Annotated in this window: 22 protein-coding genes and 1 pseudogene; 10 read left to right on the forward strand and 13 right to left on the reverse strand. The window is 71.4% G+C overall.

Annotated features, from left to right (window positions below):
- Positions 1-128 precede the first annotated feature (128 nt).
- Both ACMTAK_RS25110 and ACMTAK_RS25115 read right to left on the reverse strand, forming a co-directional pair.
- The gene (locus tag ACMTAK_RS25110) at positions 129-977 is read right to left on the reverse strand and encodes a hypothetical protein (RefSeq protein ID WP_413808295.1); all 849 of its coding nucleotides are present in this window, start codon (positions 975-977) and stop codon (positions 129-131) included.
- Positions 978-1,349: 372 nt separating this feature from the next.
- Positions 1,350-2,628: pseudogene (locus ACMTAK_RS25115) on the reverse strand (IS1380 family transposase).
- 121 nt (positions 2,629-2,749) lie between these two features.
- Here ACMTAK_RS25115 and ACMTAK_RS25120 point away from each other — a divergent pair.
- Positions 2,750-3,304, forward strand: a complete 555-nt coding sequence (locus tag ACMTAK_RS25120; RefSeq protein ID WP_413808296.1) for an NUDIX hydrolase — start codon at positions 2,750-2,752, stop codon at positions 3,302-3,304.
- A 62-nt stretch (positions 3,305-3,366) separates the two neighbouring features.
- Here the strand turns inward: ACMTAK_RS25120 and ACMTAK_RS25125 are convergent, their stop codons facing one another.
- From ACMTAK_RS25125 to ACMTAK_RS25135, 3 genes are all read right to left on the reverse strand, one after another.
- Positions 3,367-3,810, reverse strand: coding sequence for a nuclear transport factor 2 family protein (locus ACMTAK_RS25125; protein ID WP_413808297.1), 444 nt, complete (start codon positions 3,808-3,810; stop codon positions 3,367-3,369).
- A gap of 255 nt (positions 3,811-4,065) precedes the next feature.
- Entirely contained in the window at positions 4,066-4,824 is a 759-nt protein-coding gene (locus tag ACMTAK_RS25130) for a sulfite exporter TauE/SafE family protein (RefSeq protein WP_413808298.1), read from the reverse strand.
- A gap of 134 nt (positions 4,825-4,958) precedes the next feature.
- Positions 4,959-5,738 carry a DUF4232 domain-containing protein gene (locus ACMTAK_RS25135; protein WP_413808299.1) on the reverse strand — a complete coding sequence of 260 codons (780 nt, stop codon included), beginning with the start codon at positions 5,736-5,738 and terminating at the stop codon, positions 4,959-4,961.
- Positions 5,739-6,051: 313 nt separating this feature from the next.
- Between ACMTAK_RS25135 and ACMTAK_RS25140 the strand changes: the two genes are divergently transcribed.
- The gene (locus ACMTAK_RS25140; protein ID WP_413808300.1) at positions 6,052-8,328 is read left to right on the forward strand and encodes a protein kinase domain-containing protein; all 2,277 of its coding nucleotides are present in this window, start codon (positions 6,052-6,054) and stop codon (positions 8,326-8,328) included.
- A 52-nt stretch (positions 8,329-8,380) separates the two neighbouring features.
- Here the strand turns inward: ACMTAK_RS25140 and ACMTAK_RS25145 are convergent, their stop codons facing one another.
- Together ACMTAK_RS25145 and ACMTAK_RS25150 are read right to left on the reverse strand one after the other, a co-directional pair.
- Positions 8,381-9,388, reverse strand: coding sequence for a hemolysin family protein (locus ACMTAK_RS25145; RefSeq protein WP_413808301.1), 1,008 nt, complete (start codon positions 9,386-9,388; stop codon positions 8,381-8,383).
- Positions 9,385-10,770 (reverse strand): hemolysin family protein, encoded by a 1,386-nt coding sequence (locus tag ACMTAK_RS25150; RefSeq protein ID WP_413808302.1) that lies wholly within the window; start codon positions 10,768-10,770, stop codon positions 9,385-9,387. The genes ACMTAK_RS25145 and ACMTAK_RS25150 overlap by 4 nt, the downstream gene beginning before the upstream one ends.
- Positions 10,771-11,083: 313 nt before the next feature.
- Here ACMTAK_RS25150 and ACMTAK_RS25155 point away from each other — a divergent pair, with 313 nt between their 5' ends.
- The 3 genes from ACMTAK_RS25155 to ACMTAK_RS25165 all read left to right on the forward strand — a co-directional run bounded on the left by ACMTAK_RS25155 (position 11,084) and on the right by ACMTAK_RS25165 (position 13,320).
- Positions 11,084-11,779, forward strand: a complete 696-nt coding sequence (locus ACMTAK_RS25155; RefSeq protein WP_413808303.1) for a hypothetical protein — start codon at positions 11,084-11,086, stop codon at positions 11,777-11,779.
- A gap of 117 nt (positions 11,780-11,896) precedes the next feature.
- A complete protein-coding gene (locus ACMTAK_RS25160; protein WP_044572350.1) occupies positions 11,897-12,148 on the forward strand; it encodes a hypothetical protein in 252 nt (83 codons plus the stop codon).
- A gap of 11 nt (positions 12,149-12,159) precedes the next feature.
- Positions 12,160-13,320 (forward strand): SPFH domain-containing protein, encoded by a 1,161-nt coding sequence (locus ACMTAK_RS25165; RefSeq protein ID WP_413808304.1) that lies wholly within the window; start codon positions 12,160-12,162, stop codon positions 13,318-13,320.
- A 152-nt stretch (positions 13,321-13,472) separates the two neighbouring features.
- Here the strand turns inward: ACMTAK_RS25165 and ACMTAK_RS25170 are convergent, their stop codons facing one another.
- Positions 13,473-14,372, reverse strand: a complete 900-nt coding sequence (locus ACMTAK_RS25170; RefSeq protein ID WP_413808305.1) for a LysR family transcriptional regulator — start codon at positions 14,370-14,372, stop codon at positions 13,473-13,475.
- Positions 14,373-14,480: 108 nt separating this feature from the next.
- On the opposite strand from ACMTAK_RS25170, the gene ACMTAK_RS25175 reads away from it, so the two are divergent.
- Together ACMTAK_RS25175 and ACMTAK_RS25180 are read left to right on the forward strand one after the other, a co-directional pair.
- Positions 14,481-15,422 carry a PhzF family phenazine biosynthesis isomerase gene (locus tag ACMTAK_RS25175; protein WP_413808306.1) on the forward strand — a complete coding sequence of 314 codons (942 nt, stop codon included), beginning with the start codon at positions 14,481-14,483 and terminating at the stop codon, positions 15,420-15,422.
- Positions 15,423-15,458: 36 nt separating this feature from the next.
- The gene (locus tag ACMTAK_RS25180) at positions 15,459-16,472 is read left to right on the forward strand and encodes a zinc-dependent alcohol dehydrogenase family protein (protein WP_413808307.1); all 1,014 of its coding nucleotides are present in this window, start codon (positions 15,459-15,461) and stop codon (positions 16,470-16,472) included.
- A 160-nt stretch (positions 16,473-16,632) separates the two neighbouring features.
- Here ACMTAK_RS25180 and ACMTAK_RS25185 read toward each other — a convergent pair whose 3' ends face one another.
- The 5 genes from ACMTAK_RS25185 to ACMTAK_RS25205 all read right to left on the reverse strand — a co-directional run bounded on the left by ACMTAK_RS25185 (position 16,633) and on the right by ACMTAK_RS25205 (position 21,022).
- Positions 16,633-17,415, reverse strand: a complete 783-nt coding sequence (locus ACMTAK_RS25185) for an ABC transporter permease (RefSeq protein WP_413808308.1) — start codon at positions 17,413-17,415, stop codon at positions 16,633-16,635.
- Positions 17,412-18,392 carry an ATP-binding cassette domain-containing protein gene (locus tag ACMTAK_RS25190; protein WP_413812982.1) on the reverse strand — a complete coding sequence of 327 codons (981 nt, stop codon included), beginning with the start codon at positions 18,390-18,392 and terminating at the stop codon, positions 17,412-17,414. The genes ACMTAK_RS25185 and ACMTAK_RS25190 overlap by 4 nt, the downstream gene beginning before the upstream one ends.
- Positions 18,393-18,470: 78 nt before the next feature.
- Complete coding sequence (locus ACMTAK_RS25195; RefSeq protein WP_413808309.1) at positions 18,471-19,313, reverse strand: DUF4097 family beta strand repeat-containing protein; 843 nt, start codon at positions 19,311-19,313, stop codon at positions 18,471-18,473.
- 82 nt (positions 19,314-19,395) lie between these two features.
- Complete coding sequence (locus tag ACMTAK_RS25200; protein ID WP_413808310.1) at positions 19,396-19,920, reverse strand: hypothetical protein; 525 nt, start codon at positions 19,918-19,920, stop codon at positions 19,396-19,398.
- A gap of 328 nt (positions 19,921-20,248) precedes the next feature.
- Entirely contained in the window at positions 20,249-21,022 is a 774-nt protein-coding gene (locus ACMTAK_RS25205; protein WP_413808311.1) for a hypothetical protein, read from the reverse strand.
- 88 nt (positions 21,023-21,110) lie between these two features.
- Here ACMTAK_RS25205 and ACMTAK_RS25210 point away from each other — a divergent pair, with 88 nt between their 5' ends.
- The 3 genes from ACMTAK_RS25210 to ACMTAK_RS25220 all read left to right on the forward strand — a co-directional run bounded on the left by ACMTAK_RS25210 (position 21,111) and on the right by ACMTAK_RS25220 (position 23,514).
- Entirely contained in the window at positions 21,111-21,746 is a 636-nt protein-coding gene (locus tag ACMTAK_RS25210) for an HAD family hydrolase (protein WP_413808312.1), read from the forward strand.
- 70 nt (positions 21,747-21,816) lie between these two features.
- Positions 21,817-22,989, forward strand: coding sequence for a helix-turn-helix domain-containing protein (locus ACMTAK_RS25215; RefSeq protein ID WP_413808313.1), 1,173 nt, complete (start codon positions 21,817-21,819; stop codon positions 22,987-22,989).
- Positions 22,990-23,082: 93 nt separating this feature from the next.
- A complete protein-coding gene (locus ACMTAK_RS25220) occupies positions 23,083-23,514 on the forward strand; it encodes a hypothetical protein (RefSeq protein ID WP_413808314.1) in 432 nt (143 codons plus the stop codon).
- Positions 23,515-23,653 lie beyond the last annotated feature (139 nt).

Below are 23,653 nucleotides of genomic sequence, written 5' to 3' on the forward strand. Positions count from 1 at the left end.
TGACCCGGAGTTGTGCAAGTGATCTGCGTCGTGCTTGCCCCAGGAGGCGGCCCCAATCGCCAGGCCGTGCCGCTCGCCGAGCCACTTGAGGGGCATTGGTTTTCCGGAAGAGCTTCATAGGAATCCTACTACTGTTCGGATGAGGCGGAAGTGGCGGAGGCACCCACTGTCCGGTCCGAACCGGTGCGCTGAGTCGGCAGGGTACGCCGGGCAGTGGTGGTCTTGGCGTGCTTGGCCATATCCATGTGCCGCACGCTCCGGGAGAGGAAGACGCCCAGTACCGCGCCGTAGATGAGGTGGCCCAGGAGACTGAGCACAAGAATCGGCGCCGTTGGGACGAACAGGAATTCCTCGCCGCGGGGCAGGAGGACGACGGTGGCTATCAGCCCAAGCCATACGAATACTCCGTAACCAACAGCCAGAGTGACCGGGCGGCGGCAGACCAGGGAGGGCCAGATGTTCATCAGCGCACCACAGAAGACGAAGAAGGCAACCGCGATTCCACCACCGTCACCGATATAGCGCCAGAGATACCCGACCGGCACGTTCCCGGAATGGGTTTCCATGATCCAGCCGCCGAGGCGCGGGATGAAGTCGGGCCAGAGGCCTGAGAGATAAGCCATCGGAAGCCGCAGCCCATCGTAGGCAGTCACCGCAACAAGGCCAGCAACCATTCCCTGGCCGGCCCACCGGCCTTCCGGTGAACCCCGCTTGATGAGGACGGCCTTTGCCGCCATCAGAGGAATCACCAGGAGCGCCGCCCAGCTCATAGGCAGAACGCCGAGGACGTAAAGAGGGATTGCCGATACCGGCAGGGCTCCCGCGGCCATCAGCACCCCAACCCGGATCCAGTTCGTCTTCTCGCGCTGAGGAAGACTACGAGGCAGTGATACAGGGCGCCTGGTCTCGGGGCGTACGGAAACGGGCTGAACCGGTGAGGGCGCCTCGGTACGCTCGACAAATTCCGTGAGTGCCACCGAAAACTCCTCCTGGTCTGCCTTTGGCTTGGCCCGTGTCATCCCGCGGCTCTTGCCTTCTACTGAGCTGCGCTGCCGCTCAGCGCGAGCGACTGGTAAGAGACTCTCGGAAGTGCGGAGCCCGGAACAGGGCCCACGGGCCCAACGCGGCCATGAAGAAGGGGGCGGCTCTCCTGGGGGGGCGTCGATGCGAGGGTAAGCGTCTTAACCCCGATCTTTCGTGACGGTCCGTCGGATTCTTTGGCGGGCCGTTTCGGTCGTCCGGGCTGATCACGGGCAGGTCTGTGGCCCGGCTGTCGCGTCGGGTGGGAGCCGGGTTCCACCACGGCTCCGGTCGGGGTGGTGCTGCTCGTAGGGACGGGAAGCTGCTGGTCAGCCAGGGTTCGGCAGGGTCGCGAGCCGTTGCCGGGCTTCGGTGATCACGTCGGTCCAGGGCCAGTGCTTCGCGAGGCGGAGGATGCGGCGCCGGCCGGTGGTGACGAGTTGGGCGGCGGTGGAGAACAGCCGCAGCCTCAGGCGCTTGGGTTCCCACAGCCGGGCGGGGCCGGTCAGGGCCAGCATCGGCATCCAGGCCGACAGGTCGAGGACGATCTGGACGATCTCCAGCCAGACCTGGTTCTGCGCGGTGTCGTGGAGAGGCAGGTTGGTAAGGCCGGTGGCGCGGGCGGCGCGGATGCGGTCCTCGGCGCGGGCCCGCTGGCGGTGCCGCCGTTCCAGCGCCGCGATCGCGGCGTCCTGGGTGTTGGTGGCGAACGCCGTCAGACGCATGCCGTGCGGCCAGCCGTCCAGCACATCTCCGGCGAGTTCGGCGACCCGGGCACCATCACGGACCTGGCCGCCGGGTTCGACGGCCGGCGTCCACGCCGAGGCGGGGATCTTCAGCACCGCCTGATGGGTCTGCTCGGTGATGGTCATGCCGACCGAGTACGACAGCCACCGACCGCGCACGGTGAGCCAGTCGAGGAACGTGTGGGTAACCGCCGGCGGAGTCGGTGCGGATCAGGGTGCGCCGACCGCACCGGAACTTCTTCGGCAGCTGGGCCAGCGCCAGGCGGGTCGTCTCGATGTGGTCGGCGGCGGTGTTGCTGCCCGCCCTGCCCGGCCGCAGCAGCCCCGCGACCGGCTCTCCGGTGCCGCCGCGTCCGTGGTCGACGAAGGCCATGAGCGGACCATGGTCGACGAAGGCCATGAGCGGATGATGCCCATGGGTCTTCTTCCAGGTCCGTGTGGCGTCCTCCGTGTCGGAGTGGGCCAGCACCAGCACGCCGTCGATGTCCACGATCACCTGCCCGTCGGCGTGCGGAGCGTCCGGCCCGGCCAACTGCCCGACGTGGTTGCGTACTTCGGCCCGTGCGGTGCGGATGGCGGCCAGTGCCTGAGAGCCCACTGCGGCGAGCGTGTCGACCAAGCGGGAGACGGTCGGGTCGGAGGCCACCGGCCCGAAGAGGGCCGGTTCGGCCCGCAGCATCGCGACATCGGCCAGGCAGTCCCCGCCCAGGGCGGTCGCGAGCGCAAGATCCAGCAGGATCTTGCCGGGGTCGTGCACCGCCCGCGGCTTGCACCACGGCGCGAGCACCGCCGACAACGCAGCATCCACGCCGCTCTTGCGGACCGTCTCCACCAGCAGGACCGCCCCGGCCCGCGAGACCACCGCACGGCCGTTGCCCTCGATTCGGACAGGCGGGTACGACCCGCTACGCCGGCCCAGGTCTCCGACTTGGGCCTTGGAAAACCCCGCGCCGCGGGCGGGCTGGCGTCGTTAGGATCCGCGCATGGCCACAGCCGATCACTCAGTCCTCAATGTCCTTACGGGCTACCGGCCGAAGACCACCGCGGAATGCGCCGACGTCGAGCGGGTGCGCGGCGTCATCGAGGCGGGCGCGCCCTGGGACCGGACGAGTCCCCTCCATATCACCGCCTCCTCCCTGATCGTGCACCCCGACAGCGGCCGTGTGCTGCTGCGCTGGCACCAGCGCCACCAGTCGTGGCTGCTGGTCGGCGGGCATGGCGACCCGGGTGAGCACGACCCGCTCGCCATCGCGCTGCGGGAGGGGCGGGAGGAGACCGGGTTGCCCGATCTGACCCCGTGGCCGGACGCGGAGGTACGGCATCTGGTGATCGTCCCGGTCCCCGCGAACAGCCGGGAGCCGGCGCATGAGCACGCCGACGTGCGCTTCGTGCTGGCCACCAGCGTTCCCGAGGCGGTACGCCCGGAGAACCCGGACGCGCCGCTGCGCTGGCTGACGCCGGACGAGGCGCGGATGGCGATCACGGAGGCGAACATCCTGGACACCCTGTCCCGGGCGGAGCCCCTGCTCGCACGCTGATCGCTTCGCCCAATGGCCCGGCATCATGTCTGCGCGTCACGCGTATGTGTCATGCCTGCGCGTCATGCCTGCGGCACGTCGAATGCCTGGGCGACGGCGAGGCTGTCCTCGTAGACGTGGTGCCGGGTGACAAGGCCGTCCTCGAGCGTGAGATGCAGGGCGAACCGCGCACGGTAGGCGCGCCCGGTGGACCGGGCGGTCTGGCGGATCTCGCCCAGCACGACCGCGTCGTCGCCGTCGACGAGAATCCGCTCGATCTCGGTGGCCGCTTCCCCGGGCACATGGTGCCGGGCCAACTCCCTGAAGTGGTCGACCACATCCGCGCGGCTGGACCGATGCCGAATCCACGGGGTGGCCGCGCGGCCGTGCTCGCCCTCCGGCCAGTCCAGCTTCCAGTCACTGCGCTCGGCGTACAGCTCGGCGATCCGCTCGGGGTCGCCCTCACCGATGCGGCGCAGCAGTTCCTCCACCAGAGCGCGGGTGGTCATGGGCACGGCCAAGGACATGGTGGTCCCTCCGATCGGAAACCTTGCGGGGAGCGATCACCATGCTGCCCAGCGCAGCGGTTCGATGCGATTACGTCCGAGGTAATGCGCTCCCGTCCCCTGGCGGCGGGCCGCCTTTCAGGCCGCACGCCGCGCCGCGTCACGCCACATGCCTCGCCGCGACTCGGGCGAGCAGGGCGTCCCGCACCGTGGGCCATTCGTCCGCGAGGAGGCGGACGCGCCAGCGGTACGGCGGCCAGGGGGCCGATGGCGGGGTCAGTGCCAGAGGGAGATGGCCAGGCCGAGGCCGCCCAGGGCTATGGCGATTCGGAGGGGGGTTTCGGGGAGGCGGCGGACGGCCAGGGGGCCCAGCCAGCTGCCCAGGAGGGCGCCCAGGCCGAGGGTGAGGGCGGCGGGCCAGTTGACGGGGGCGACGGCTACGTAGGCGACTGCCGCCGTTACGTTGGCCGCGCCGGTGGCGATGTTCTTGACGGCGTTGGTGACCGGGAGGGGTTCCGTGGCCGTCAGGGAGAGCACTGCCAGCATCAGGACGCCCGAGGCCGCGCCGAAGTAGCCGCCGTAGAGGCCGACCAGCAGGACCGCGCACGCCAGTGGGAGCGTGGGGCGGGCGGTGTGGGCCAGGGGGTGTGGGCGGGAGGCCATGAGCCGGCGGAGCGGGTCGCGGACCAGGATCAGTACCGAGCCGAGGGCGATCAGCCACGGTACGACGGCCTCGAAGGCGGAGGACGGGGTGCCCAGCAGCAGTGCGGCCCCGACCGCGCCGCCCAGTGCCGCGATGGCGGCGAGCCGGAGGAGGCGGTCGCGCTGGCCGCGGAGTTCGGTGCGGGATCCGGCCGCGGTGCCGACGGTGTTGGAGAACAGCGCCACCGTGTTGGTCACATTCGCGGCCACCGGCGGCAGTCCTACCGCCAGCAGCGCCGGATAGCTGAACAGCGAGGCCAGCCCCGCGATCGAACCGGCGAGCCCGGAGGCCACACCGGCCGACACCAGCAGCGCCGCGGAGCCGATGCCCATCCGTTCCCCACCCCTGTGCCTTTGCCTGTGCGCCGCGTCGGCGGCGCCACCTCATCCTCCAGGGACAGCTGTCTTCTATGCAAGACAGTGTTCATGTATGTGTCCCATAAGGCACCAGGGTGCTTGTGCGCGCGTTACCAGCTCAGGGCGGTCTGCGCGTCCGTCTGCCAGTACGTGACCTTCGCCGCGCTGTCGACGTAGACCGAGCCGCCGGGCAGTTCGACCGGCTTGGGGTCCTCGCTGCCGTCGATGAAGACCTCGAGCGAGTCGACATCGCCGCCCTCGTAGCCCGAGCCGTCCGCCGCGGAGGTGGTGATGCCCGCGTAGGCGCTCTCGCCCGGGGCGAGCATGACCACGGCCTGCGGCTTGCTGTCCTCGTTCACCGGGGTGGCGGCCTGCGCGTTGGCGCCGAACTTCAGGCTCGGGTAGCCGACCAGCTTGCAGTCCACACCGGCCTTGTTGGTCGCCTTGAGCAGCATGTGGTTGATGGGGCTCTTGACGTTCTGAACGGTGATGACCGTCTTGTTGATGTCGCAGTCGCCGACCGGCTCGGCCTCGGAGCCGCCCCCGGACTTCTGGGACTGCGACTTCGCGTCCTTGACGCCCGCGGCACCGCCCTCCTCGCCGCCCTGGCTCCCCTGGCCGGCCTGGCTCCCCTTGTCGGCCTGGCTCCCCTTGTCGGCCTGGCTCCCCTTGTCGGCCTGGTTCTCCTTGCCGGTCTCAGCCTTGTCCGCGCCCTGTTCGTCGGTGGCGGACGCGTGGGCCGTGGCCGACGAGTTCGCCTTGCCCGCGTTGTCGGAGCCTCCGTCTCCGCCCCCGCCGCACGCAGCGGTCAGGCTCAGGGCGGCAGCGGCCACGATGGAGGCGGCGATCGTACGGACGGTGCGGCCGCGGCGGTAAGCGGTGACGTTCATGGCGGGCTCCCCCAATGGGTGGGCGGTCCGGCCGGTGTTCCGCACCGGCCCTCGGTATGGCCATGAGCTTTCCGTGGTCCGCTGCCGTCCCACTGCCGTCCCGACACCGTTCCGCTAACGCGCCGCTAACAGAACTTCCCCGCCCGCACCGGCCCGTTCACCCTCGTGCGCCACCGTGGCGCACATCACCGTTCCGCCACGTCCTGGACCGCATGGTCCGCCGAGGCCCCCGCCGACCTAATGTAGGTCTTCGGTAGGGCCGTTCGAGACGCGAAAAAACAGCGCGGGAGAGGCGCGGGAGAGGGGATCGGCGATGCCGCTGGCCACCGGGGATCCGGAATCCATAGGCGGCTACGCCCTGCTCGACCGGCTCGGGGCGGGCGGCATGGGAGTCGTCTATCTCGGGCATGCGGCCTCGGGGCGGCAGGTCGCGATCAAGCTGATCCATGAGCAGTACGCGCAGGACGAGGAGTTCCGCACCCGCTTCCGGCAGGAGGTCGCGGCGGCGCGCCGGGTGAGCGGGGCGTTCACCGCCCCCGTCGTGGACGCCGATCCGGAGGCCGACCGGCCGTGGATGGCCACCCTGTACGTACCGGGGCGAACCCTCTCCGAGGTCGTACGGAGGAACGGCCCCTTGAGCGGGCGGGAGTTGCGGACGCTCGGCCTCGGGCTGGTCGAGGCGCTGCGCGACATCCACCGGGCCGGGGTGGTGCACCGGGACCTGAAACCCGCCAACATCCTGATGGCCGAGGACGGTCCGCGCGTCATCGACTTCGGCATCTCCCGCGCCGTCGACAGCCAGACGCTCACCGTCACCATCGGGCGGGTGCTCGGCACCCCGCCGTTCATGTCGCCGGAGCAGCTGCGCAGCCCTCGGGGCGTCACGGGGGCGTCGGACGTCTTCTCGCTGGGCTCGCTGCTGGTGTTCGCGGCGCGGGGCAGCAGCCCGTTCGAGTCGGACAGCCCCTATCTGTCGGGCTACCAGGTGATGTATGAGCATCCGACGCTGGAGGGGGTCCCGGAACCGCTGCGGCCCATCGCCGAGCGCTGTCTGGCCAAGGAGCCGGAGGCCCGGCCGGAGCTGGACGAGCTGCATCGGATGCTGCGCGAGCTGTCGGACTTCCCGGCGGCTTCGGCTTCCCCGGCGGCTTCCCCTTCGGCTGCCGAAAGTTCCGCGACGGCCGCCGTTTCCCCTCCTCCCGTCCCCCCGGCCCCGGCCCACGCCCACGACCCCGCCCCGACCCACGACCCCCAGCCGCCCGCCTCCCGGCGGACCGTACCGAGGCGAGGCGCCCGGCGGCGGCTCGTCGTCACCACCGCCGGGGTGGCCCTGGCCGTCACCGGGCTGACCGTCGCCGCGGCGGTCTTCGCCCCGGACATGACGGACTCGTCGGGCGATGCGTCCGCCACCGCCGACGCCGCGCACTCCCAGCAGCCCGCCTCGCTCCCCAAGGGCTGGCAGCCGTGGCGGACGGAACTGCGGGTCGGGACCGACGGGCCGCCCCTCGTCTACGACGAGCCCGGATGCGCCCCCGAGGACGGCCGGACCCTGTACTGCGGCGGCAGCGGGTTCACGGTCGCCAGGGTCGACGCCGCCACCGGCCACGTCCAGTGGCGGTGGGGCACCCGCCCCCAGCTGGCGCGGCCCATCGGGGTGCGGGACGGAATCGTCTACACCTACCGGGAGTCGGAGGGGGACGGCGAGCGGTTCGTGGTGGCCCTGGACGTCGCCACCCGGAAGCAGCGATGGGAGCGGAGCATCAGCGACTCCGCCTCGGTGCGCATGTTCCGCGGCGGGGTACTGACGCTGTCGCCGGACGCCCGGGAGCTCGTCGCCTACGGACCGTCGGGGGCGCGGCTGTGGCAGTCGCCGGCACCCGAGGGGAAGTTCTGCGAGCCGACGACGCTGGGCGGCGCACCGTACGGCCTGTGCGCACCCACCAGCTCCGACGGCCTGGCCGCCGAGGGCCCGTACGACCTGCTGCGGCTCGAGCCGCCCGACGGCGGGCAGCAGCACCTCACCACCCTCCCGCGGAAGGCGCTGACCCTCGGCGCGGTCAAGGGCAAGCCGCTGTTCCTGATCCCGCAGACCGCGAAGGAGGTGTACGACTCGGGGTACGAGCGCCCGTACAACGCCATGGTGCGGGTGGATCCGCGCACCGGCGAGATCACGCGGATCCCGCTGCGGCGTCCCGTGCTCGGCAGGCCGACCCTGCTGCACGGCACCGTCTACTTCGTCCGTCCCAATGGAACGGTCACCGCGGTGGCGGCGGACAGCGGCCGGGAGCTGTGGCAGCGGGCGACGGAGACGGAGAGCCTGTCCGAGCCGGTGCTGTCCCAGCGGTACGGGCAGCTGTACTTCGCCAACCGCTTCGGCCGTCTGCTGGCGCTGGCCGTGGACGACGGCAAGGAGGCGTGGCGCACGGCCGCGCTGAACGACCCCGGGACGGCGGCGCAGGACGCGGAGCCGAGGGTGGTGCTCGTCAAGGACGCGATCGTGGCGACGGCCGGGGACACCGCGTTCTCCGTACGGCCGGACCGTCCGTCGGTTCATCCGTCGGTCCGGCCGTCGGGCAGGCCGTCGTCCTGAGCGGCGCGGTTACGTCCCTGGTCGGTCCGGCCGTCGTCCTGAGCGGCGCGGTTCACATCCCCACGAGTTCGTCCAGGACGTCCGTCATCGTGACGAAGCCCAGGACCGCACCGGTGTCGGCCGTCACGGCGGCCAGATGGGCGCCGGTGGCGCGCATGGTGGTGAGGGTGTCGTCCAGCGGGGTGTCGGCACGCACGCGGGGGACGGTGTGGACGGCGCTGCGAGGGAAGGGGCGGTCCCGGTCGGCGATGCCGAGGGTGTCCTTGATGTGCAGATAGCCCAGGATGGCGCCGCCGGGTCCGGTGACCGGGAGGCGGGAGCAGCCGGAGGCGGCCGCCGTGCGTTCCAGTTGGGCGGGGGTGACGCGGTGGTCGACGGTGACCATCTCGTCGAGGGGGACGAGGATGTCGCCGACCCGCCGGGTGCCCAGTTCCAGGGCGTCGCGCAGCCGTCGGCCGCCGGACTTGTCGAGCAGCCCGGCGTCGCTGGAGTCCCGTACCAGCCGGATGAGTTCATCGTCGGTGAAGACCGACTCGACCTCGTCCTTCGGCTCGACCTTCAGCAGCCGCAGCAGCGCGTTGGCGAACGCGTTGACGCCGAAGACGACGGGGCGCAGGAGGCGGGTGAGGGCCACCAGCGGTGGGCCGAGGAGGAGCGCGGTGCGCTCGGGCGCGGCGAGGGCGATGTTCTTGGGGACCATCTCGCCGATGAGCATGTGGAGATACGTGGCCGCCGTGAGCGCGATGACGAACGCGATCGGATGCACCAGGGCGTGCGGGACGTGAACGGCGTCGAAGCCGGGCTCCAGCAGATGGGCGATGGCCGGTTCGGCGACCGCGCCCAGCACGAGGGAGGAGATGGTGATGCCGAGTTGGGCGGTGGCCATCAGCGCGGACAGGTGCTCCAGCGCCCACAGCACACCGCGCGCCCGCTTCTCCCCCGCCTGCGCGCGCGGTTCGATCTGGCTGCGGCGCACGGAGATCAGGGCGAATTCGGCGCCGACGAAGAAGGCGTTGGTGAGGAGGGTGAGGGCGCCGATGGTGAGTTGGACAACGGTCATCGGGCGGCCTCGGGGTACTCAGTGGTGTGGGCGGCCTGGGGGGACTGGGTGGTGTGGACGGTCTCGGGGGACTGGGTGGTGTGGACGGCCTCGGCGGCCTCCGTGATCCGCAGGCGGTCGGCGCGGTGGTGGTCCACCTTCAGGACCGTGAGCTGCCAGCCGTCGTCCGTCTCGAAGGTGTCCCCGGCCGCCGGGATGCGCCCCAGGGCGGTGGCCAGCAGGCCCGCGACGGTTTCGTACGGGCCCTCGGGGGCGGCCAGACCGATGCCGGTGAGCTCGTCCAGCCGTACGCCGCCGTCCGCCTCCCAGGCGCCGGGGCCGAGGGGCACCAGGCCGGGGGGCTCGTCGGTGTCGTGTTCATCGCGGACGTCGCCGACGATCTCCTCGACGATGTCCTCCAGGGTGGCGATGCCCGCGGTGCCCCCGTACTCGTCGATGACGACGGCCATGGTGTGCGCACGGCGCAGCCGGTCCAGCAGCCGGTCCACCGGGAGGCTGTCGGGCACCAGGAGCGGGGGCGTGGCCAGGTCGGTGACGGGGGTGGTGGCGCGGCGGGCGGCGTCCAGGGCGAGGACGTCGCGGATGTGCACGGTGCCGACCACCTCGTCCAGGGTGTCGCGGTAGACGGGGAAGCGGGACCGCCCGGTGGCCAGGGTGAGGTTGGCCGCGTCGGCGGCGGTGGCGTGGGCCTCCAGCGCCTGGACGTCCACGCGCGGGGTCATCACGTTCTCGGCGGTCAGCTCGCCCAGGTGGAGCGTGCGGACGAACAGCTCGGCCGCGTCCTGCTCCAGCGCGCCCTCGGCGGCCGAGTGGCGGGCCAGCGCGACCAGCTCGTCCGGCGTACGGGCGGAGGCCAGCTCCTCGGCGGGCTCCAGGCCCATGCGGCGCACCAGGCGGTTGGCCGTGTTGTTGAGGTGGTGGATCAGCGGGGCGAAGGCGGCGGTGAAGGCGCGCTGCGGGGAGGCGACCGCCTTGGCCACGTGCAGGGGGCGGGAGATGGCCCAGTTCTTGGGCACCAGCTCCCCGGCGACCATCAGCACCACCGTGGAGACGGCCACGCCCAGCACCACGGCGGCCGTCGACGCCACGCCCTCGGGCAGGCCGGTCGCGGTGAGCGGGGTTTCGAGGAGGACGGCCAGCGAGGGCTCGGCGAGCATGCCGATCACCAGGGAGGTGACGGTGATGCCCAGCTGGGCCCCGGAGAGCTGGAACGTCAGCCGGCGCACGGCCGTCAGCGCGCTGTCGGCCCCGCGCTCACCGGCTTCGGCGGCGCGCTCCAGGGCGCCGCGTTCGACGGTGGTGAGGGAGAACTCGGCGGCCACGAAGAGCGCGCAGGCGAGGGTGAGGGCCAGCGCGAGGAGAAGCAGCAGGATCTCGGTCACCGTGCCAGTCCTGTCTGCCCCATGAGGGGTGCTCTGGTGAGGGGCGGGCGGGGTGTGGCACGGGTGGTACTGGGAGGTTCGCCCATTGCGGGTCCGGTGCTCCTTACGTCGCTGGGAGAGGGCTGGGAGGGCGCTTGTAGGTCAAGTGTCCCCACATGCATAGTAAAGGTACAGTAAAGGGGCGCATCCGCCGGGCGACCGCTACGGCCCGCGCCGAAATCGGCTCCGCGTAACCTGCGGCTTTCCCGCGTCGGCTCGATTGGCCCCGGGGCTGCCTGTCGTCGGCACAGGTTTATCGGCAATACTTCCGGCCGTGGAGCAGAGCACTGGACCGATCATCCCGCCCATGCACACCGCCGGGACGGATCCGGGGTACATCCCCGGCCTGACATCCCCGCGCCCTGCCGATGAGGAGGAGGACGCCCCGGACAAGGCAGCGGCGGAGCGACCGCCGGAGGAAATCACCGCCGAGGACGAGCCGGAGCTCGACGAGCTCGACGAACTCGGCGAGGAAGAGGGCGTCGAGGCCGAGGCGGAGTCCGACGGCCAAGCGGACGCGCCGAAGGACGTCGTCGCGTCCGACGGGGAAGCGGACGGCGACGAAGAGGCCGAGGACGCGGACGAGGACGGCGGGGCCGTCTTCGAGGTGTCCGACCGGCGCGGTGCGATACGAGCCGGGCGCCGAGGGGTCACCTTCGAACTCGACGGCGAGAAGGCCGAGTTCGGGTGGGACGAGATCGGCGCGGTCGAGGTCGACACCCCGCGGTTCGGCAAGCGCTTCGGGATCACCGTCTATACGACCAACCGGCGCTGGTACACCGCCGACGTCGAGGCACCGGCCCGCAAGCTCCTCAAGGAATGGACGGCGGAGCTGGACGCGGTCCTCGACGCGTACTTCGAGGACTCGGAGGACGGCGGGGCCGGGGCCGAGACCGAGACCGAAGCCAAGGACACCGACGGTAAGGACACCGACGCCGAGGACACCGACGCCAAGGACGCCACCTCGTAGCGGCCGCCCACGCGGGTGGCGGTTCACCCGATCCCCGCTGCGCACAACCGTATCCGGCGCCGGGAAAACGGTCTAACGTCGGATTTCAGCAGCGGAACGACGGGGGGCGGCTGCCGCATGACACCGGATGATCCTGTGATCGGTCGCACCGGGGTGCTGCTTCTCGGCACCCGTGGTGCCAGTGGTCCCGGCGAGGTCCTGGTGCGCGTCAGGGGCGGCTCGGAGACGTTCCTCGCCTGGTCCTCCGACCCGCTGCCGCAAGGCGCGTCCGTCCTCGTGATCGACTTCCGCGGCTCCCGCCAGGTCGACGTCATCGAGTGGACCGATCCATTGAACGCGTCGTCCGGCGGGGCCGGCGGCGCCGGTTGAGGAGACGAAGGATGTTCGGTTACCGCGTGCCCGCACCCGACCAGGCGATGTTGATCTCGGGTGGCAGGCGTGGACATGGGGGTGCGCCGTTTCGCGTGGTGACCGGGCACGGCAAGTTCGTGCTTCCGGTCTTCCGCAAGGTCCGCTTCCTGACGCTGGCGATGTGTGAGGCCGAGGTCGCGGAGAAGTGCGTCAGCCGGCAGGGCATAACGCTGACGGTGCGCGCGGTGATCGCGTTCAAGGTGGGCAACGACACCGAGTCCATCGTCAACGCGGGCCAGCGGTTCCTCTCCGACCAGGAGCAGATGGCGGTGCTGACGGGGCGGATCTTCGCGGGTCATCTGCGGTCCATCATCGGCTCGATGACGGTCGAGGAGCTCATCACCGAGCGGCAGAAGCTGGCCACCGAGGTGCTGGACACCTCCAAGGCGGAGATGGCGAAGATCGGTCTGATCGTGGACTCGTTGCAGATCCAGTCGATCGACGACGGCGACACCGGCTATATCGACGCGATGTCCGCCCCGCACAAGGCCGCCATCCAGCGGCAGGCCCAGATCGCCCAGGCGCAGGCCAGCCAGGCGTCGGCCGAGGCGGAGCAGGAGGCGGCGCGCAACCAGGCCGAGTACGCGCGGCAGACGGCGGTGGTGCAGGCCCAGTACAACGCCGAGGTGGACCGCGCCCAGGCGCATGCCGCCCAGGCCGGACCGCTGGCGGAGGCGCACGCACAGCAGGAAGTGCTCTCCGCGCGCACGGAGTTGGCCCAGCGGGCGGCCGATCTGCGGCAACAGCAGCTGGTGGCCGAGATCGTGAAACCGGCGGAGGCGGAGGCCGAGCGGATCCGGGTGGTGGCGCTGGCCGAGGCGGAGCGGATGAAGATCCAGGCCGAGGCCGCGGCCTCACACGGCCGGGTCGCGCTCGACCGCATGCTGATCGACCAACTGCCGCAGATCGTCAAGGAGGCCGCCTCCGGGCTCTCCGGGGCGAACGTCAACGTCCTCAACGGGGCGGACGGGCTGGGCGAGATCGCGGCGGGTCTGGTCGGCCAGGGGCTGACCATCCTGGACGCGGTACGGCGCAACATGGGCGCCCCGGGCGCGGAGGACGAGCCGAAGCGGGGCGACGAGCCGAAGCGGCGGGGCGGGGCGGACGACGGCGCGGTCGAGGTTCGTTAGCGGGTGTCCGGCGGTACGCGTACGCCTGCGGCGGGCTGCTCCCCTCCCCGCCCCTTCCCACAACCGGGGCTCCGCCCCCTGACCTGACGTACGGCTCGCCTCGTCCGACGGCCGTTTGGACGGCCGGTTTGGACGGCCGGTTTGCGTATGGCTCACGTCGCGAGCAGCCGCGTCAGCTCGTCCGCCACCGCCCGCGCCGCCGGGCTGGTCCAGCGGCGGCGGTGGCGGGTGAGCTGGACGGGCACCGGGGGGATGGCCGGGCCGTGAACCTCGGCGAGATGGCCCTCGGCGAGATGGCGTTCCACCGTGGCGCGGGGGAGCAGCGTCAGGCCGAGGCCCGCGGCGACGCAGGCGCGGGCGGCCTCGATGCTGCCGAAGCGGGTGAGGCGCGGTGCCGGGCCGGGGAGGGCGAGGAGGGCGCGGACGAGGTGGTCGCTGTAGGAGCAGCCCTGCTCGTGGACGAAGAAGCTCTGCCCGGCCAGTTCGTCCCAGCCCGCCTCGCGTCCGGCCAGCGGGTGGCCGGGGGCGGCGACGTAGACGAGGGGTTCGCGGGCGATGGGGCGGGCCACCAGGTCGGCGTCGGTCACGTCCTGTTCGAGGAGCAGCACGAGGTCGAGCCGTCCCGTACGCAGCCCCTCGACGGCCGCCGCGCTGCCCGCGGGGTGGAGGTGGAGGTCGATACCGGGGTGGCTGCGGCGCAGCGAGGCGATCACGCGGGGGAGGTGCGAGGCGCACAGGGACTCGCCCGCGCCGAGGGCGACCGGGCCCTCCACCGCGCCGTCCGCGCCGTCGCCGTTCCCGGCCGCCGCCACCGCGCGCAGCCGGGCCTCGGCGTCCAGGACCTCCTCGGCCTCCGTCAGCAATCGGCGTCCGGCGCTGGTCGGCAGGGTGCCTGAGGGCAGCCGGTCGAAGAGGCGGGTGCCCAGCTCCCGTTCCAGGGTGCGTATCTGGACGGTGACGGTGGACTGGGCGAGGTGGAGCTCGGTGGCGGTCGCGGTGAAGCTGCCGGTTCTCGCCAGGGCCGCGAACGTCTTCAGGAGTCGTGTGTCCACGAGGGTCAGGATAGGTGGCCTCCGGCCTGCTCCCATTGGATTTCTCGATCGACTCCAGCGAAAGGAATCGTTGGACGCGATATCGGGTGCGGTGGAACCGTGAACGGCATGACCGCACCCACGGAACCCACGGCGCCCGCCATCAGGTCCACCACCGGGGCCACCCCAGACATCGGCGTTCTGCACTACTCCGCCTTCACCACCCATCCCGACGGCGGCAATCCCGCCGGTGTGGTCCTCGACGCCGCGGCCGTCGCGGACGACGACGCGGCCATGACCGCCATCGCCGCGCGGGTCGGCTACTCGGAGACCGCGTTCATCACCGAACGGGACGAGATCGCGCGCCGCTACCGGCTGCGGTACTTCAGCCCGCTCGCCGAGGTCGCGTTCTGCGGACACGCCACGATCGCCACGGCCGTGGCTCTCGCCGAGCGCGACGGCCCGGGTGAGCTGGTCTTCGACACGGCCTCGGGCGAGATCCGGGTCGAGACCACGGCCGACGGCGACGGCCCGCCCCGCGCCACGCTCACCAGCGTTCCCACGCGCTCGCGCCCCGCCGACCCGGGCACGGAGATCGAGCCGACGCTGGCGGCGCTGGGCTGGTCCGCGGACGACCTGGACCCGGCCCTGCCCCCGCATGTCGCCTTCGCGGGCAACGAGCACCTCGTCATCGCCGCCGCCACCCGCGAGCGGCTGGCGGACCTCGACTACGACTTCGACGCGCTGGACGCGGTGATGCGGCGGCGCGGCTGGACGACGGTGCATCTGGTGTGGCGCGAGACGGCGGACGGCTCTACCGGGAACGTGGCCTTCCACGCCCGTGATCCGTTCCCGGTCGGCGGAGTGGTCGAGGACCCGGCTACTGGCGCCGCGGCCGCCGCTTTCGGCGGCTATCTGCGGGTACTCGGCCTGGTCGACGGCCAGACCAGGATCCGTATCCGCCAGGGCGAGGACATGGGCCGCCCCAGCGACCTCCTGCTCGACATCACGCCCGACGATCCCCGGGCACGGGTCAGCGGCCAGGCCGTCCCGATCCCGCGGACCGCGTGAGAAACCGCGTGAGAACGTGAGAAAAGGAACGGTGTGATGAAGACGCGCTACTACCACCTGCCGCGCCTCACCGGCCTGGACGCCCTCCGGCTGGACGAGCGCGAGGTGCCCGCCCCCGGGCCGCGCGAGGTGCTGGTCCGGATGCGGGCCTGGTCGCTCAACTACCGGGATCTGATGATCGCGTCGGACGCGTACGGACGTGCCCTGAAGCCCGATGTCGTACCGCTGTCCGATGGGGCGGGCGAGGTGGTGGACGCCGGTTCCGAGGTCACCCGGTGGCGGGAGGGCGACCGGGTCGCCGGGATCTTCATGCCCGGCTGGCTCTCCGGACCGCCCACCGCGCGGAAGACGGCGGGCGCGCTGGGCGGCCCGACGGACGGGGTGCTCGCGGAGTACGTCCTCTTCGACCAGGAGGCCCTGGTCGCCGCCCCCGCGCAGCTCGACTTCGCCGAGACCGCGACGCTGCCGTGTGCCGCCGTGACCGCCTGGCACGCGGTGGCGGCCACCGGCGGACTCGCCCCCGGCCAGACGGTGCTGACCCTGGGCAGCGGCGGAGTGTCCCTGTTCGCCCTCCAGTTCGCCGCGCTCGGCGGGGCGAAAGTGCTCGCCACCTCCAGCGACGACGCCAAGCTGGAGCGGCTGCGCTCGCTCGGCGCCACCGACGGCCTCAACTACGCCCGCACCCCCGACTGGGGCCGCGTGGTGGCCGAGGCCACCGGCGGCGGCGTCGACCACGTCGTGGAAGTGGGCGGCGCGGGCACCCTGCCGCAGTCACTGGAAGCCGTACGCGTCGGCGGGCGGATCAGCCTCATCGGCGTACTGTCCCGGGACGGCGGGGCCGACCCGTCCTCGGTGCTGCTCAAGGGCGTCACGCTGCAGGGGATGTTCGTGGGCAGCCGGGAGATGTTCGAGCAGATGAACCGCGCGATCGAGCACCACCGCCTGCGCCCCGTCGTCGACCGCGCCTTCCCCTTCGCCGAGGCGCCCGCCGCGTACCGGTACTTCGCGGGGCGGGGGCACTTCGGGAAGGTGGTCATCACGGACGAATGACGACGAACGCCGCCGGCGCGGGCGTCGGCGCTGCCGCCAGGGGCCGTTCTCGTGGAGAGGTTCAGAAGCCGCCCGTGGTCGCCGCTGCGCCACGGCGGAGGGCCCTGTGTGTATCGGGCCCTCCGCCGTGGCGCGGGTACGAGATCGAGAAGGGGGGCTTTCAGTGCTTGGTGGTGCTGTTGAACAGCGAGCGCGACCAGATGTAGCCGACGAGGGTGATACCGGCGCACCAGGCGAGCGAGATCCAGCCGCTGTTGCCGATCTGCGAACCGGTGAGCAGGCCGCGCAGCGTCTCGGTCATCGGCGTGAACGGCTGGTTCTCGGCGAACCAGCGCAGGCCCGGGGCCATTGAGTCGGCCGGTACGAACGCCGAGCCCAGGAACGGCAGGAACTGGATGAGCAGCGGTTTGTTGCTCGCCGACTCGACCGTCTTGGAGATCAGGCCGAGCGCCGCCGACAACCAGGCCACCGCGAACGCGATGGCCGCCATCAGCCCGGCCGCCGCCAGCCACTCCAGGGGGTTCGCGTCCGGGCGGAAGCCGAGCGCGAGCGCCACGCCCACCACCAGGGTCAGGCTCACCACCGTCGTGATGACGCTGCCGATGACATGGCCCGTCATAAACGACGAGCGTGTGATGTTCATGGTTCGGAAGCGGTTGATGATGCCCTCGGTCATGTCCTGGCAGACCGCGATCGAGGTCGACATGGCGCCTGCGGCCACACCCATGATGATGACGCCGGGCGTCAGATACTCCAGGTACGCGTCCCGGCCGCCGCCCATGCCGACGCCGATCGAGTCCCCGAAGGCGTACACGAAGAGCAGCAGCATCAGGATCGGCATCATGGCCGGGCCCAGGGACACGGCGGGATAGCGCAGGGCGTGCTTGAGGTTGCGCCGCAGCATCGTCATCGAGTCGTGCACGGCGTAGCTGAGGGTGCTCATCGCTGGGTCTCCTTGACGTGAAGCGGAGTGGCGGCGGTGCCGTCGCCGGTCAGGGCGAGGAACACGTCGTCGAGGTCGGGGGTGTGCACGGAGAAGTCGGCGGCCCGGACTCCGGCCGCGTCGAGCCGGTCGAACAGGGCTCGCAGCGCCTCCATACCGGCGTCGCCCGCCACGCGCAGGGCGAGGCCCTCGTCGTCACGGGCCGCTCCGGGGAAGGCGGCGGCCGCGCGCTCGTACTCGGCGGGCTCGGTGAACCGCAGTCGCACATGGCTGCCGGGGATCTGCGCCTTGAGTTCGTCGGCGGTGCCCTCGGCGACGATCCGGCCGCCGTCGAGCACGGCGATCCGGTCGGCCAACTGGTCGGCCTCTTCGAGGTATTGGGTGGTGAGGAAGACGGTGGTGCCGCCCGCGACCAGCGAGCGCACGGTGTCCCACATGGTGCGGCGGCTGCGCGGGTCGAGCCCGGTCGTCGGCTCGTCCAGGAAGATCACTTGGGGGTCGCCGACCAGCGTCATGGCGAGGTCGAGCCTGCGCCGCATGCCGCCGGAGAAGGTCGCGGCGCGGTTCTTCGCGACGTCGGCGATGTCGAACCGCTCGAGCAGTCGCGTGGCCCGCTTCCTGCCCTCGCGCTTGCCGAAGCGCAACAGGTCGGCCATGAGGAGAAGGTTCTCCTCGGCGGTGAGCAGGTCGTCGAGCGCGGCGAACTGCCCGGTGACGCCGATCGCGGCGCGTACTCCGTCCGGTGATGTGGCGACGTCGTGGCCCGCGACCTGGGCCTGCCCGCCGTCGGCGGCGATGAGGGTGGACAGGATCTTCACAGTGGTGGTCTTGCCGGCGCCGTTCGGTCCGAGGAGTGCGAACACGGACCCGGCCGGGATGCGCAGATCGATGCCGTCGAGGACGGTCTTGTCGCCGTACGACTTGCGCAGATCGGCGGTGGAGACGGCGGGGGCGGCCGTGCTGTTGGATGTGGGCATGACAGATACGCGCATGGAGCCCTCCGGCTCGGAGTGTGAAGTGGTGGGAGGTGAAGGGGGGCGGGAGCTTGCGGGTGCTCAGGCCTTGGCGCGGCGGATGTCGATGTCGCCCCAGCGGGTCCGGGCGCGGACCTTGACGGTCTTCTCGGTCTGCGCCGGGGGCGCGGCGTCGGCGAGGGCGTTGCGCACCTGTCCGCGCTCGGCGCTGACATCGAGCCAGGCGGCGGTGCCCTCGCGGACGCCGATGTCGATGGTGCCGTAGGACGTCTCCAACTGGACGTCACCGGAGGCGACTTCGGTGGCGCGCAGAGAGCCGTGGGCGGTGGTGGCGGTGACCGAGGCTTCGGCGCGCAGGATGTCGATATCGCCGTGGGCCCCGCTGGCACGCAGCTCGCCGAGGGCGGCGGCGATGGTCGTGGTGCCGTGCGAGTTCTTCAGGGTGGCGGGGCCGTCGACGGTGCCGACGCGCACGCTGCCGGAGCTGGTGGTGATCTCGGCGGCGCCCTCGACCCGGTCGACGGCGATCGAGCCGTGCGAGACGGTCAGTTGGATCGGCCCGGTCGCGTCGAGGCGGACGTCCCCGCCCGAGGTCTTGATCCGGGCCTTGCCGAGGCGGCCCTCGCTCCCCACGTGGGTCCAGGAGCCGGTGACGTCGATGTCCGAGCCCACGGGCAGGTCGACCGTCACGTCGACGGCGCCAGAGGGGCCGATGAAGCGCCGCTCCTTCGTCCTGATGGTCAGCACACCTTTCGCGTACATGACCTCGGTCTGCTCGGCGGCCCGTACGTCCTTGTCCCGCTTGGGGCTGCCGGGCCGCACCTCGACGGCGGTGTCGGGGCGGTCGCTCGCGGTGAACCGGAGCGAGCCTGCGCCCACGTGTGCGGTGACCGTGATCGGTTCGGGGGTGTCGAAAGAAGGCATGGCTGTACCGTCCTCTTGAGTCCTTGGGACGTCCCCGCTGGTGGGACGTGATGTGAGTGAAGTGGTGCGGGCGGGGGCGCGGCTAGCGCACCCAGCCCGTGAAGCTCTGTCCGGAGGTGCGGGTCTTCTGTGGCTGTGGCGTACGGGGCTGCGTACCGCCGTCGACCGCCGCCGAAACGGCGCGCACCAGCCAGGCGTTGACCGACAGACCCTCGCGGGACGCGGCCTCCTCGGCGCGCGCCTTGAGATGGGCCGGCAGACGCAGATTGACCCGGGCGGTGCCGCCCTCGTCACCGTCCACGGGGGCCGGGGGCGCGAGCGGTTCGGCGGGGGCGGGCGCGGTGTCGAGGTAGTCGGCGTCGCGGGGCGGCAGCGTCACGACGAACTCGGGGTCGATGCCGCGCAGTCGTACGTCGACCGAGCCGGGGGCGAGTTCGCGGGTGATCTCGTCCATCGCGGCGGAGAGGGCGCCCAGCAGGGTCAGCCGGGCCGCCGACTCCAGCGGAGCGGTGAGCCGGTCGGCCAGCTCACGCGCCTCGTCGCCGCCGGCCTCGGCGGCCACCGCGAGTTCGCTGCGGAGGGTGTCGACATACGGGGTGAGGTCCATGACGTCATCATGGCATCACCATGGCGCCATACGCAACCCTGGATGGCACCTTGCGGCGGGCGGGCTTGACTGCACCGTACTGACCTGCGAAAACGAGGAGGGATAGACCTGAGCCATGGTGGCACCATGAGCACTCATGCGCTTCTGGGGCGCGTGATGGCGCTGGGCGGCACTGCGGTGGCACTACCTAGCACCAGACGGCGCCACCCCGGCATCATGTGGCGCCATGTGACGCCAAGGGGGTGCACACCGCGGCGCCACCAGCCACCACGTCGGGCAGACCGATGGCGCGGGACGGCCGACGTGGTCCCGCAGTACCGCGAAACCACTACGGGAGGCCGTGCAGCTTGGCGATCAGCCGCCGCAGCAGGGCCACCCGGTCGTTGCCGCGCGGCCGGCAGTCCTCCAGGCGCCGGACGACCCCCGGCGGCACGTCCTCGACCCCGACGGCGTCCACGACCTTGTCGAGCGCGTGGATGCCCCAGTACTGGCTGAAGGCGAGCGGCTCCTTCACGACGGCGTCCGCGAGGGCGGCCAGCGCGTCCGCGTCCGGCACCGCGTACAGCCGCGCGTACGCCGCCAGGCGCAGACCGCCGTCCGGCGAGGTGAGCCAGCCGTCCAGATCGGGGTCGGCGACCCGTTGGGTGGCGCGCACCAGCCGGGCGAAGATGCCGTTCATGCGCTGCGTACGGGCGGACCCGCTGAACATCGACGTACGGACCTCGAGGTATTCGGCGGCCAGCCGGCGCACGTCCCGCAGGGCCGTGGCGCCGCCGTCGGTCTCGGGTCCGTCGTCGCCGCTCCCCACGAGGGCGGCGTCGGCGATCCGCTCGGCGGCCTCGATGCGCCGCTCGACCGCCTCCTTGAACTCCAGACGCACCCCGCCCGGCAGTTCGATGCTGTTGAGCAGATCGCGCAGCCACGGCACGACGGCGACCACCAGGAGCGCCACGGTGACGTTGTCTATCTTCAGGTCCGGCGCCAGCACGTGGGTGACGGCCACCGCGATGGCCACGCAGCTCACCACGGACGCGACGATGTACCGCCGCCTCCCGGCCCGCCCCGAATACCCCTCGCCCTCCCCGGGCTCCCCCTGCCTCATGTGCCCCAGCATGCCCCAGCGGAGGCGGGATCAGGCAGGTGCGGATGCCAGACGCTCTCGTCGTTTCACCGTGCTTTACCCTGCCCGCATGCTGCGCGCAGTGGTCTTCGATGTCGGCGAGACCTTGATCCGGGATGACCGCGGATGGGCCGCGTGGGCGGACTGGCTGGACGTCCCCCGCCATACCCTCTCCGCGCTCGTCGGCGCGGTCGTCGCTCAGGGCCGCGACAACGCCGAAGCCCTACGGCTCATTCGGCCGGACATCGACATCGCGGCCGAGCGAGCCGCGATGGAGGCCGCGGGGGCGGGTGAACGACTGGACGAAGCCGATCTCTACCCGGATGTGCGCCCGGCCCTCGCGGCCCTCCGTAAGGGCGGGCTCCGCATCGTCATCGCGGGCAACCAGACCGCTTACGTCGGCAAGTTGCTACGCGATCTCGACCTCCCCGTTGACGAGATCGCGACCTCGGGCGAGTGGGGCGTGGCCAAGCCCGACCCCCGCTTCTTCACCCGTGTCCTGGACCTCACCGGCACCCCGCCCGACGAGACGGTGTACGTGGGGGACCACCCCGCGAACGACATCCGCCCGGCAAAGGCGGCGGGACTGCGCGTCGCGCATCTGCGGCGCGGACCGTGGGGCCATCTGTGGTCCGGCACCGCCGAGGCGACCGCCGACTGGCAGATCGACTCGCTGCACGATCTCGTGCGGCTCGCCGCCGGATGAGGCAAGCGGCCCCGCTGCCGCAAGGCCGCTCGCTACCGTTTGGAGTGGACGCGCCGAACGGAGCACCGGTATGCCCACCTATCTCGGCAAGCGTGTGGCCTATCAGCGCCGCATCGCTCGCATGACTCAGCAAGAGCTGGCAGACGCCGCAGGCGTGCACGTCGGCACCCTGCGAAAGATCGAACGCAACGCCCGGGGCGCCAGCGACAATGTGGTGGAGGCCCTCGCGGCTGCTCTCGGCGTCGATCCATCCCTCTTGCTGGGAAGCCGAGACCGGGCCGACGTCCGCGTGCACGCGGCGATGCCGTCCCTTTCGGCCGTCATCGCGGCGTACGAAGTGCCTGACGACGGACCGGTGCGGCAACTCAGCGAGCTGCGCACAGCAGTGGACGAGGCAGTGACCTGGCGTCTGGCCTCCCAGTACGTCCGGATCGCCCACCACTTGCCCTCGCTCATCGGCGAGCTGACGCGCGCCTTCCACCTCGCTTCGGCTGAAGAGAAGCCCGAGACCGCAGGCCTGCTTGTCGCTGCGCTCCGAACCGCTGACGCTGTGGCGTACAAGTACGGTGCCCTGGACCTGTCTGCCCGTCTGGTCGACCTGATGCGCTGGGCAGCGCCGCATACCGACGACCCGCTCGTGGACGCGACCGTTGCATACGTTCGCACCGAGACCTTTTTCGCCGCCCGTGCGTTCGCCCCTGGGTTACGCGCGCTGGAAGCCGCGTTGGACCGCACTCCCACGAGTGATGACGACGCGGCGGTGGCGGCCCGAGGCGCGCTGCACATGCGCGCTGCTGTCATCGCCGGGCGCGCCGGTCTCGTGAAAGCCGCAGACAAGCACCTTGCGGAGGCTCGGCGCCTGGGGGACGCCGTGTCTGAAAGCGTCTATCAAGGCACAGCGTTTGGGCCGGACAGCGTACGCGTCCATGAAGTGTCCGTTGCGGTCAGCCTCGGTGGTGACCATGTGCGTCGTGCCCTCGACGTGGCCAACGATTGGGCCCCGCCGCGGAGCCTTCCCGCCGAGCGCCGCAGCGGGTTCTACATCGAGGTGGCCCGTGCGCAATTGTGGTCAGGGCGGGCCCGCGATGCTTTCGAGTCGCTGAAGGCCGCGCGCCACATCGCTCCGCAACACACCCGTGATCATCCGTGGGTGCGAGAGGACGCCGCAACCCTCCGCCGCCTGCGACGCGGAGATGCTGAGAGCTTGAGCAATTTCGCGGAGTGGTGTCACGCGGGTGAGTGACCCCGACTGACCCTCTCTGGGTCACTTGCCGCCCTTGCAGGGGAGAACCATCTACCTGTCCACACCAATCAGGCAGATGGGACAGCACCAGCCATGGCAGCCGACTCTCTCAAGTCCGAACCATGGGCGCCACCGAGCGGCGCCGACGTGCAGATGGTCCAGGTCGGCCCGCACTGGGACGCCGTGCGGGCGCCCGAGGCGCTCGGTGAGCGGGTCCTGGTCTTACTGGGCGGGGCGACCGGTGCCGTTATCGCCGACTACAACCTCATGTACTGGCTCATCCGCCCAGGAGCCGCGCAGCACTGGCGACGCATCCGGCAGGTGCAGACGCTCGGCACGGGCCGCGTTGAGACCTCGTACCTCGGCGTTCCGCCCATTGACCGGACCAGCGGGCCGTATCTGCATTGGCACGTTCCGCTCGGGCCGGGGCGGTGTCTCACCGACGCCAATCGGCTTCGCGAAGCGCTGGTTCGGGCGGCTGTCGCCGAGCTCGGGATCGGTATCGGGGAGGAGGACGAGCGGTGACCGACGGCCGTCCAGTCGCCCAGCAGTCGCTCGCGGCAGCGCACCGCATCGGGATGCCGGATCCGGAGACGCTGACCGGGCCCCAGTTGGAGGGCTGGCACTGTGCGCTGTGCGGGCGGCGGTTGCTCGCGGATCAGTT

This window comes from Streptomyces lacaronensis (genome assembly GCF_047337785.1).
GTDB lineage: Bacteria > Actinomycetota > Actinomycetes > Streptomycetales > Streptomycetaceae > Streptomyces > Streptomyces lycopersici.

Excerpts from the sequence above, each read along its gene's own strand:
- ACMTAK_RS25215 (WP_413808313.1), top strand. The coding sequence starts at position 21,817 with ATGCCCACCTATCTCGGCAAGCGTGTGGCCTATCAGCGCCGCATCGCT.
- ACMTAK_RS25175 (WP_413808306.1), top strand. The coding sequence starts at position 14,481 with ATGACCGCACCCACGGAACCCACGGCGCCCGCCATCAGGTCCACCACC.
- ACMTAK_RS25200 (WP_413808310.1), bottom strand. The coding sequence starts at position 19,920 with ATGGACCTCACCCCGTATGTCGACACCCTCCGCAGCGAACTCGCGGTG.
- ACMTAK_RS25125 (WP_413808297.1), bottom strand. The coding sequence starts at position 3,810 with ATGTCCTTGGCCGTGCCCATGACCACCCGCGCTCTGGTGGAGGAACTG.
- ACMTAK_RS25130 (WP_413808298.1), bottom strand. The coding sequence starts at position 4,824 with ATGGGCATCGGCTCCGCGGCGCTGCTGGTGTCGGCCGGTGTGGCCTCC.
- ACMTAK_RS25210 (WP_413808312.1), top strand. The coding sequence starts at position 21,111 with ATGCTGCGCGCAGTGGTCTTCGATGTCGGCGAGACCTTGATCCGGGAT.
- ACMTAK_RS25145 (WP_413808301.1), bottom strand. The coding sequence starts at position 9,388 with ATGACCGTTGTCCAACTCACCATCGGCGCCCTCACCCTCCTCACCAAC.
- ACMTAK_RS25120 (WP_413808296.1), top strand. The coding sequence starts at position 2,750 with ATGGCCACAGCCGATCACTCAGTCCTCAATGTCCTTACGGGCTACCGG.
- ACMTAK_RS25205 (WP_413808311.1), bottom strand. The coding sequence starts at position 21,022 with ATGAGGCAGGGGGAGCCCGGGGAGGGCGAGGGGTATTCGGGGCGGGCC.
- ACMTAK_RS25135 (WP_413808299.1), bottom strand. The coding sequence starts at position 5,738 with ATGAACGTCACCGCTTACCGCCGCGGCCGCACCGTCCGTACGATCGCC.
- ACMTAK_RS25195 (WP_413808309.1), bottom strand. The coding sequence starts at position 19,313 with ATGCCTTCTTTCGACACCCCCGAACCGATCACGGTCACCGCACACGTG.
- ACMTAK_RS25165 (WP_413808304.1), top strand. The coding sequence starts at position 12,160 with ATGTTCGGTTACCGCGTGCCCGCACCCGACCAGGCGATGTTGATCTCG.
- ACMTAK_RS25185 (WP_413808308.1), bottom strand. The coding sequence starts at position 17,415 with ATGAGCACCCTCAGCTACGCCGTGCACGACTCGATGACGATGCTGCGG.
- ACMTAK_RS25220 (WP_413808314.1), top strand. The coding sequence starts at position 23,083 with ATGGCAGCCGACTCTCTCAAGTCCGAACCATGGGCGCCACCGAGCGGC.
- ACMTAK_RS25160 (WP_044572350.1), top strand. The coding sequence starts at position 11,897 with ATGACACCGGATGATCCTGTGATCGGTCGCACCGGGGTGCTGCTTCTC.
- ACMTAK_RS25190 (WP_413812982.1), bottom strand. The coding sequence starts at position 18,392 with ATGCCCACATCCAACAGCACGGCCGCCCCCGCCGTCTCCACCGCCGAT.
- ACMTAK_RS25180 (WP_413808307.1), top strand. The coding sequence starts at position 15,459 with ATGAAGACGCGCTACTACCACCTGCCGCGCCTCACCGGCCTGGACGCC.
- ACMTAK_RS25140 (WP_413808300.1), top strand. The coding sequence starts at position 6,052 with ATGCCGCTGGCCACCGGGGATCCGGAATCCATAGGCGGCTACGCCCTG.